Source organism: Pseudomonas sp. YuFO20 (assembly GCF_035064975.1).
GTDB lineage: Bacteria > Pseudomonadota > Gammaproteobacteria > Pseudomonadales > Pseudomonadaceae > Aquipseudomonas > Aquipseudomonas putida_AE.
In genome coordinates this window covers 48,867-57,786 of the sequence record NZ_JAXDEO010000045.1, presented here as the reverse complement: position 1 = coordinate 57,786, position 8,920 = coordinate 48,867, and the positions used below count along the sequence as shown (strand labels likewise).

The 8,920-nt window shown below is 64.0% G+C and carries 4 protein-coding genes; 1 reads left to right on the top strand and 3 read right to left on the bottom strand.

What is annotated here, in order from left to right:
• Positions 1 to 144: 144 nt before the first annotated feature.
• Positions 145 to 1,074: an NAD-dependent epimerase/dehydratase family protein gene (locus SOP85_RS22985; protein ID WP_323628309.1), complete on the bottom strand. Its 930-nt coding sequence runs from the start codon at positions 1,072 to 1,074 to the stop codon at positions 145 to 147.
• The gene (locus tag SOP85_RS22980) at positions 1,067 to 1,951 is read right to left on the bottom strand and encodes a sugar nucleotide-binding protein (RefSeq protein ID WP_046815894.1); all 885 of its coding nucleotides are present in this window, start codon (positions 1,949 to 1,951) and stop codon (positions 1,067 to 1,069) included. The genes SOP85_RS22985 and SOP85_RS22980 overlap by 8 nt, the downstream gene beginning before the upstream one ends.
• 223 nt (positions 1,952 to 2,174) lie before the next feature.
• Between SOP85_RS22980 and SOP85_RS22975 the strand changes: the two genes are divergently transcribed.
• Positions 2,175 to 6,479: a DEAD/DEAH box helicase gene (locus tag SOP85_RS22975; protein WP_323628308.1), complete on the top strand. Its 4,305-nt coding sequence runs from the start codon at positions 2,175 to 2,177 to the stop codon at positions 6,477 to 6,479.
• 113 nt (positions 6,480 to 6,592) lie between these two features.
• On the opposite strand, the gene SOP85_RS22970 is transcribed toward SOP85_RS22975, so the two are convergent.
• A complete protein-coding gene (locus tag SOP85_RS22970; RefSeq protein ID WP_323628307.1) occupies positions 6,593 to 8,713 on the bottom strand; it encodes a mechanosensitive ion channel family protein in 2,121 nt (706 codons plus the stop codon).
• Positions 8,714 to 8,920 lie beyond the last annotated feature (207 nt).

Sequence of the window (8,920 nt, the reverse complement as noted above, 5' to 3'; positions counted from 1 at the left end):
GAAGTTGTGGGTCAGTTCCAGTGCCCGAGCGAGACGCATAAAAAAATCCGATGCCAGTTCAGGCATCGGATTTTGATTTCTTGCGGCCAAAGGTCAAGCGAGATGGCTTAACTGATCGGCATTAGCCTCTACAGGCGCCTTTTTCTATTGTCCCAGCAACCGCGCCAGCCCGACGCTCAACGGCGTCGGCTCGGGCGCCCGGAAGCGCTCCAGCAGACGCTGGTTGTTGGCCCGCGAATGACGAATGTCACCTGAGCGCGCCGGGCCGTAGCTCACCGGTGGCAGCTTGCCAACCACGACTTCAAGGGCCGCCAGCATCTGCTTGAGACTGGTCGCCTGGTTCCAGCCGACGTTGACCGCGCCCTCTTCCACCTGGGGTTTCTCGATGGCCTGCACCAGCAGATCGACCAGATCCTCGACGTAGAGAAAGTCCCGCGTCTGCTCGCCGTCGCCAAACACCGTGATCGGCAGGCCTTTCTGTGCGCGCTCGCTGAAAATGCTGATGACCCCGGAGTACGGCGAGGACGGATCCTGGCGCGGGCCGAAGATGTTGAAGAAGCGGAAAACCACCGGCTCCAGCCCATGCTCGCGCCGGTAGAAATCGAAGTATTGCTCGCTCGCCAACTTGTCCACCGCGTAGGGCGTCAACGGCGCCTTGGGCGTGTCTTCATCGATTGACTCGCCCTCGCCATTGTTGCCATACACCGCGGCGCTGGAGGCGAACAGCACGCGCTTGACGCCCGCCTGGCGCATGGCTTCGCAGACGTTCAGCGAGCCGATGAAATTACTCTGGTGGGTCTTCACCGGGTCGTCCACCGACGCCTGTACCGATGCCACGGCCGCCAGGTGCACCACAGCGCTGCAACCGGACATCGCACGGGCGACCAGGGCGGCATCGGCAACGTCGCCGACGATCAGCTCGACCTTGGGATTGTCCAGCGGCAGGTTGCTGCGTTTACCGGTGGATAGGTCATCCAGAATCCGTACCGAATAGCCCTTGGCGAGCAAGGCATCGGTGAGATGGGAGCCGATGAATCCGGCACCCCCGGTAATGAGAACGGGGCGATCAGCCATGACGATAGAACCTGTCCAGAAGGCTCGGAAGGGCCGCACGCCAGGCGCGCGGCTTGATTCCGAAGGTATGCAGAATTTTCTTGCAGGCCAGTACCGCGTGTTGCGGTTCTTCCGCGGCGTCCGGGCGCGCGGCGTGGGCCTGGGCGGTCGGCGCTTCGATGGCCAGCGGGTGCAGGGCGCGGGCTTCGGTGAGAATCGCCTGGCCCAGGGCCAGCGGCGTGGTCGCCTCATGCCCGGCGTAGTGGTAGGTGCCCCACAGCGGCGCGCTGCAGTCGAGTTGCTTGAGCACCGAAATGATCACCCGGGCCGCGTCGTCCACCGGTGTCGGATTGCCCCGGCGGTCGTCGGCCAACAGCAGTTCCTCGGGTTGCTCGGCGCGGCCGAGGAAACGCCCGAGGGTGCCGTCGGGACTGTCATCAAGCAGCCAGCCGAAACGCAACAGCACGTGTTGCGGGCAGGTGGCGCGCACGCTTTGCTCGATCCGCCACAAGGCCTGGCCTCGCAGGCCCAGCGGCAGCGGTTCGTCTTTTTCGCTGTAGGCGGTCGCCCGGGAGCCGTCGAACACGCGATAGCTCGACGGTTGCACCAGGACGATGTTGTGATGCTGGCACAGTTCGGCCAGGCGCTCGATCGCCCGCTCCTGCCCGGCCAGGCGCTGTTCGCTGACCGTCTCCGCCTGGAACCAGTCGAAGTAGTAGGCGAGGTTGATCAACGCGTCCGGGCGGGTGTCGTCGAGCAGTTGCGTCAGGCTCGCGGCATCCCAGCCGTCCTGTGGTGGGCGGGGGGCGAGGAAACCGATGTCTTCCTCCGCACCGAGGCGAATCAGCGCCTGCCCAAGGGCATTTCCGCCGCCCAGTAACATAAGGCGCATTCGCATAGAGTCAGCAGGCCCAGTCTGATTGGAACGATGGCTGTATCGACACCGCCCGCGGGTGATGTCATCGATAGTTGCCGGAATCGTTGCATTTTGCGGGTTTAGTGCGCAACCGTCATCCGTAAAGTGTAGATGTGCGGGATTTGTGATGCTGCTGGCCCTGAAGGTTGGCGAAGATTTTGAGTGGTACTTGCATCTTCGCGCCCTCACCCGCATAAATCAGAATATGAACCTGCCCATCCCCGCCGACAGTGCCCTGGCCGGCTTCCACCCCGCCGTCAGCGCCTGGTTCAGCAACAAATTCGCGACGGTCACCGCCGCCCAGGCCCGGGCGTGGCCGCTGATCCGCCAGCGCCGCTCGACTCTGATCGCCGCCCCCACCGGTTCCGGCAAGACCCTCACCGCCTTCCTCGCCGTGATCGACGACCTGGTTCACCGTGGCCTGGAAAACTCCCAAGGCCTGCCAAACGAAACCCTGGTGGTCTACGTCTCGCCGCTCAAGGCGCTGTCCAACGACATCCAGATCAACCTGCAAGACCCATTGGCCGGCATCACCGAACAGTTGCGGCGGATGGGCCTGCCCGAGCTGCGGATCAGCACCGCCGTGCGCACCGGCGATACACCGCAAAAAGATCGCTCGGCGATGCGCAAGACCGCACCGCACATTCTGGTCACCACCCCGGAATCGCTTTACGTGCTGCTCGGTTCCGACTCCGGGCGGCAGATGCTCAGCACCACCGGCACGGTGATCGTTGATGAAATCCACGCCATCGCCGCCAGCAAGCGCGGCAGCCACCTGGCGCTGAGCCTCGAGCGTTTGCAGGCACTGTGCGCCGAACCGCTGGTGCGCATCGGCCTGTCGGCCACGCAAAAACCCATTGAGGCGGTGTCGCGCTTTCTGGTCGGTCGTGATCGACCCTGCGAGATCGTCGATATCGGCCACGCCCGCCCACGTGACCTGGACATCGAAGTGCCGCCCGTGCCGCTATCGGCAGTGATGGCCAACGATGTCTGGGAACTGGTCTATGACCGACTTGCCGCCCTCGCCCGCGCACACCGCACCACGCTGGTGTTCGTCAACACCCGACGTCTCGCCGAGCGCCTGAGCCGCCACCTGAGCGAACGCCTGGGCAAGGACGCGGTGGCCGCCCACCACGGCAGCCTGGCCAAGGAGTTTCGCCTGGACGCCGAACAGCGGCTCAAGCGTGGCGAATTGCAAGTGTTGATTGCCACCGCGTCGCTTGAGCTGGGCATCGACATTGGCGATGTCGACCTGGTGTGCCAGATCGCCTCGCCGCGTTCGATTGCCGGCTTTTTGCAAAGGGTTGGTCGCTCCGGGCACCAGGTCGGCGGCACCCCCAAGGGCCGCCTGTTTGCCACCACCCGCGACGACCTGATCGAATGCGTCGCGCTGCTCGACTGCGTGCGCCGGGGCGAGCTCGACACCCTGCTGATCCCCGAAGCGCCGCTGGACGTCCTGGCGCAACAGATCATCGCCGAAGTCAGTTGCCAGGAATGGCCGGAGCAGGCGCTGCTGGAATTGTTCCGCAACGCCTCGCCCTACAGCAGGCTCGACGAAAAACACTATCAGGCGCTACTGCAGATGCTCGCCGAGGGCTTCGACGGGCGCCAGGGCATCCGCAGTGCCTACCTGCATCGCGACGCCGTGAGCCGCACCCTGCGCGGTCGCAGGGGCGCCAAGCTGACGGCGGTGACCAGCGGCGGGACCATCCCCGACAATGCCGACTACAGCGTTCTGCTCGAGCCCCAAGGGCTGAACATCGGTAGCGTCAATGAAGACTTCGCGGTGGAGAGCATCGCCGGGGATGTGTTCCAGCTGGGCAATACGTCGTACCGGATACTGCGGGTCGACACCGGCAAGGTCCGGGTGGAGGATGCCCAGGGTCAGCCGCCGACCATCCCGTTCTGGCTCGGCGAGGCCCCGGGGCGTAGCGCCGAACTGTCGTTTGCCGTGGCGCGCTTGCAGGCCCAGCTCGATACTCTGCTGGGCGCGACGCCGGGCAACTTGCAGCCCGCCCTCGACTGGCTGACCCAAACCCTGGGCCTGAACCTGGCCAGCGCCGAACAACTGGTGGAATACCTGGCCCGCGCACGGCAGACACTGGGCGCGTTGCCGTCGCAGGACACCTTGCTGATGGAGCGCTTCTTCGACGAGTCCGGTGGCACCCAGCTGGTTATCCACAGCCCGTTCGGCAGTCGCATCAACCGCGCCTGGGGCCTGGCCTTGCGCAAACGCTTCTGTCGCACCTTCAACTTCGAGTTGCAGGCCGCCGCCAGCGAGGACGCCATCGTGTTGTCGCTGTCCTCCAGCCACAGCTTTGAGCTGGCTGATGTGTGGCGCTACCTGCACAGCAACACCGCTGAGCACATCCTGATCCAGGCCGTGCTCGATGCCCCGTTGTTTGGCGTGCGCTGGCGCTGGAATGCCGGCGTGGCGCTGGCGCTGCCGCGCTTTCGCGGTGGTCGCAAAGTGCCGCCGCAGATCCAGCGGATGAAAAGCGAAGACCTCACCGCCAGCGTGTTCCCCGACCAGATCGCCTGCGTGGAAAACCTCGTGGGCGAGCGCGACATTCCCGACCATCCGCTGGTGGAGCAGACCCTCGACGATTGCCTGCACGACGCCATGGACAGCAACGGCTGGTTGGCCCTGCTGCGGCGCATGGAACGCGGCGAGGTCCGCCTGATCAGCCGCGACCTGCCCGCGCCCTCGCCCCTGGCCGCGGAAATCCTCAGCGCCAGGCCCTACACCTTTCTCGACGATGCGCCCCTGGAGGAACGCCGCACGCAGGCGGTGCTCAATCGCCGCTGGAGCGAGCCGCAGTCCACTGACGACCTGGGCGCGCTGGACGCCGACGCCATTGACGCCGTGCGGGAAGAGGCCTGGCCCACGCCCGGCAATGTCGATGAGATGCACGAAACCTTGATGAGCCTGGCCTGCATCACCGACGCCGAGGCCAGCGCCAACCCGCATTGGCTGGAATGGTTGAATGCCCTGGCTGGCAGCGGCCGAGCCTGCCGCATCAACCATTCACTGTGGCTGGCGCTGGAACGGCTGACGTGCCTGCAGGCGATTTATCCACAAGCGGATCTGTCTCCACCCTTGCAGGCTCTGCCGGGTTTCGATCTGGCCTGGACGCCGGACGACGCCGTCGTAGAAGTGATTCGAGCGCGGCTCAGCGCCTTTGGTCCGCTGCCACTGCAGGCGATTGCCAACCCCCTCGAATTGCCCTCCTTGGAAGTCAGCCAGGCATTGGCGCACCTGGAACGCGAAGGCTATGTGCTGCGCGGGCGCTTCACCCCAGGCAATACCGAAGAAGAGTGGTGCGAGCGACATTTGCTGGCGCGGATTCATCGCTACACCGTCAAGCGCCTGCGCCGGGAAATCGAGCCCGTGGCCTTGCAGGATTTCATGCGCTTCCTGTTCGACTGGCAGCACCTGTCCAACGCCACCCGTGGCCAGGGCAGCACGGTGCTGCCGGCGATCGTCGCCCAGTTCGAAGGCTACCCCGCCGCCGCGTCGGCCTGGGACAGCGACCTTTTGCCCGCGCGGATCAAGGACTATTCGCCCACCTGGCTCGATGATGCGTGCCGTAGCGGCAAACTGGTCTGGAGCCGACTGACTGCGCGCAACCGCAGCACCGGCACCGCCCTGCGCAGTACACCGATCGTGCTGTTGCCGCGTAATCGGGTCGGACTCTGGAGCGACTTGACCGAGCAAACGCCAGTCAGCGAACTGTCGCCCAAGACACAGAAGGTTCACGCCGCCCTCAGCCAGCACGGCGCGCTGTTTTTCGATGAGCTGATTCACGAAGCCCACCTGTTGCGCACGGAACTGGAAATCTCCCTGCAGGAGCTGGTGGGTGCGGGGCTGGTGAACGCCGACAGTTTTGCCGGCCTGCGGGCGCTGATCACACCGGCCAGCAAGCGCCAGCAGCGTAGCAGCCGACGCGCACGCGGGGCCTTTGTCGGCGGCATGGACGATGCCGGGCGCTGGGCGCTGTTGCGACGCGCAGTGGCCGCGCCGGTTGTGGATAACCCGCGACCGACGCCAACGCCCGCCGACACCCTGGAACACATCGCCATGACCTTGTTGCGCCGCTACGGCGTGGTGTTCTGGCGCTTGCTGGAGCGTGAGGCCGATTGGCTGCCGAGCTGGCGGGAATTGCTGCGCACCTTCCATCGGCTGGAAGCGCGGGGTGAGATTCGGGGCGGACGTTTTGTCAGTGGCCTGGCGGGCGAGCAATTCGCGCTGCCGGAGGCGATTCCATTGCTGCGCGAAGTCCGCCGTCGACCCCATGACGGCAGCTTGGTCGCGGTGTGCGGGGTCGATCCGCTGAACCTTGCCGGCACCCTGTTGCCCGGTGCGAAAGTGCCGGCGCTGGCGAGCAATCGGCTGGTGTATCGCGATGGTTTACCGGCAGCGGCGGAGATTGCGGGCAAGAAGCATGTGTGGCTGGAGCTGGAGCAGCAGGCCATGGCTGAAGTGCAGAGCAAGCTGATCCGGCATTAGGGTTGCCTGCGCCGGCCCCATCGCCAGCAGGCTAGCTCCCACAATGAACCGGTGTTCACAGATCCATTGTGGGAGCCAGCCTGCTGGCGATGGGGCCATCAAAACCGGCAAATTTATTGAGGCCGGGGCCGATCCGGCATCAACACCGCCGCATGTTCCGGCTCAGCCGCTCCATCACGCACAGGCTCCGCCGCCGGCCTCTGCACTAAAACCTGCTGTGGATAAGTCTGCGCGAAATGCACCCACGGACTGTTATCCACAAGCTTTTTCAACCGCTGGTTGAACGCCCGGCTCACCGCATATTGCCCGCCCGACACGGTGCGAAATTGTGCCGTCAGCACCACGCCATTGAGGTCCATCCTGTCGACGCCGAACACATCCAGCGGCCCTTGCAGGTTGTACCGCAGGAACGGGTCTTCACTGATCGAATGCCCCGCCTCGCGAATCAGTTCGATGGCCTTGTCGACATCGGTGTCATAGGTGAACTGCACGGAGAAGAACGCATAGGCAAACTGCCGCGATTGGTTGGTCACGGCCTTGATCTGGCCAAAGGGAACAGAATGCACGAAGCCTTTGCCGTCGCGCAGGCGCAAGGTGCGGATGGTCAAGCCTTCGACCGTGCCGGCATGCCCGGAATCGAGCACCACCCAGTCGCCGATGGACAGGGTGTCTTCGATGATGATGAACAACCCGGTAATCACGTCCTGCACCAGTTGCTGGGAGCCGAAACCGATGGCCAGGCCAATGACCCCGGCACCGGCCAGGAAAGGCGCGACATTGATGCCAAGATTGGCCATGGTGGTGATGGCGCAGATCACCACCAGAATGATTTTGATCGCATTGCGCAGCAACGGCAGGATGGTCTTGATACGCGTACTCGGCTGGCGCGCCCCGCGTTTGCTGGCCGGTGGTTTCAGGGCCTCCTGGATCGCCGTGTCGAGCACCACCCAGACCATCCAGGTCACCAGGAAGATCAGGCCGATATGACTCAAGGAGTCACTGATCGCCCGTCCCACGGCATTGCTGACCGCAAAATCGAACAGTGACACGCCCCAGATTCGTCCGAGGATATCGATGAACACGATGGCCATGGCGATGCGCAACAACGCGTGGGAGAGGCTCAGGAAGCGTTCCTTGTAGGCGCCACTGCGGCGCACGTCGGACTCGCTGCGGGTCTTGAACAGGTGGTGCAGCGTCGTGCTGAGAAACACCGTCGCAATCAGCAACACCGTGGTGAACAGCGCGCTGCGCAGCACTTGCTGGTTGTCATCGCCAATGCCGATCAGGTTGATGACAGAGACCAGCACCATCAACAGGATCGGCCAGTACCAGAGCCCGGAAAAAATCCGCAGGGTTTCGCGCAAGGCTGGCTGCGCCCGCCGCTGGGCCAGCGGCAGGATACGGATCACCTGGGCGACCGGACGGCGCAGGCGGAACACCAGCAAACCAAAGGAAATCGAGGCCGCCAGCCCGGTAAATACAGCGATGCTGCTGGTGAGATTGTTCCCCAGTTGATGGGCGATCTGCGGGCTGGTCAAGGCGTCGCTCAGGGCGACCAGGAAACCAATCGCGAACAGCGGTCGTGGGCTGTCCTGGCGAATGATCTGCACCGCCCGGCGTTTGTGACCGACATTGAACAGCACCACCAGGGACATCACCAACGACGAAGCGAACACGCCACTGCTGGTGGCATAGGCAAAACACAACGCCAGCGCCCTGCCGGCCGACACCGGCAATAACTGGCTGGCATAAATCGTCAACGGCAGGCTGATCACCGCAGGGATGCTGTAGGGCAAGACATAACCCAGCAAGGCCTGCCCACGCTCTCGGCTGAGCAGCACACGATGGCGGCACAGGCGTTCGGTCAAGAACTTGCCGAACATCCAGAGCAGGCCGAAGACACCCGCCCACACCGCCGTCAGCAGCAGGAAATCCCCCGCCACGCTCCAACTCGAACGGGTCGATGGGCGATTGACCAGTTGGTCTACCTCATCGGCCGCACGATCAGCGCGCAAACGCCAGGCGTCGAGCAGGTCCTTGTCGAGGTTGAGCTTGCTCTGGACGTCGTCGATGCTCGAACTGATGGCGCCCAGCAACCCGCCCTGGACCAAGGGTTGCGGGTGTGCCGCCGGTGTGGCGGCGCCCGGCACGCCCGGTATGGCCGCTGCCTGCAGTTCCTCGCTGCCGAAAAACAACAGCGCCCCCAGTAATATCGCTGTCTTGAGCCTGATCAAGGCATCCGCTCCTTTGGATAGGACTGTAAGGAACTGATCGAGAATTGCCGGACTAGTTCGCTGCTGGCCGGCAAATCCCCAGCAATCTTTGCGCTCAAGACAAATATCAAATGCTCATCCCTGTATTTTTACCATCGCCAACCAGTCTAGTGCCCGAGGAAAAAGCCGCCAGCGCGATCATGTTCACCGGCCTGGTTGCAGGCCTCT

Excerpts from the sequence above, each read along its gene's own strand:
- SOP85_RS22985 (WP_323628309.1), bottom strand. The coding sequence starts at position 1,074 with ATGGCTGATCGCCCCGTTCTCATTACCGGGGGTGCCGGATTCATCGGC.
- SOP85_RS22980 (WP_046815894.1), bottom strand. The coding sequence starts at position 1,951 with ATGCGAATGCGCCTTATGTTACTGGGCGGCGGAAATGCCCTTGGGCAG.
- SOP85_RS22975 (WP_323628308.1), top strand. The coding sequence starts at position 2,175 with ATGAACCTGCCCATCCCCGCCGACAGTGCCCTGGCCGGCTTCCACCCC.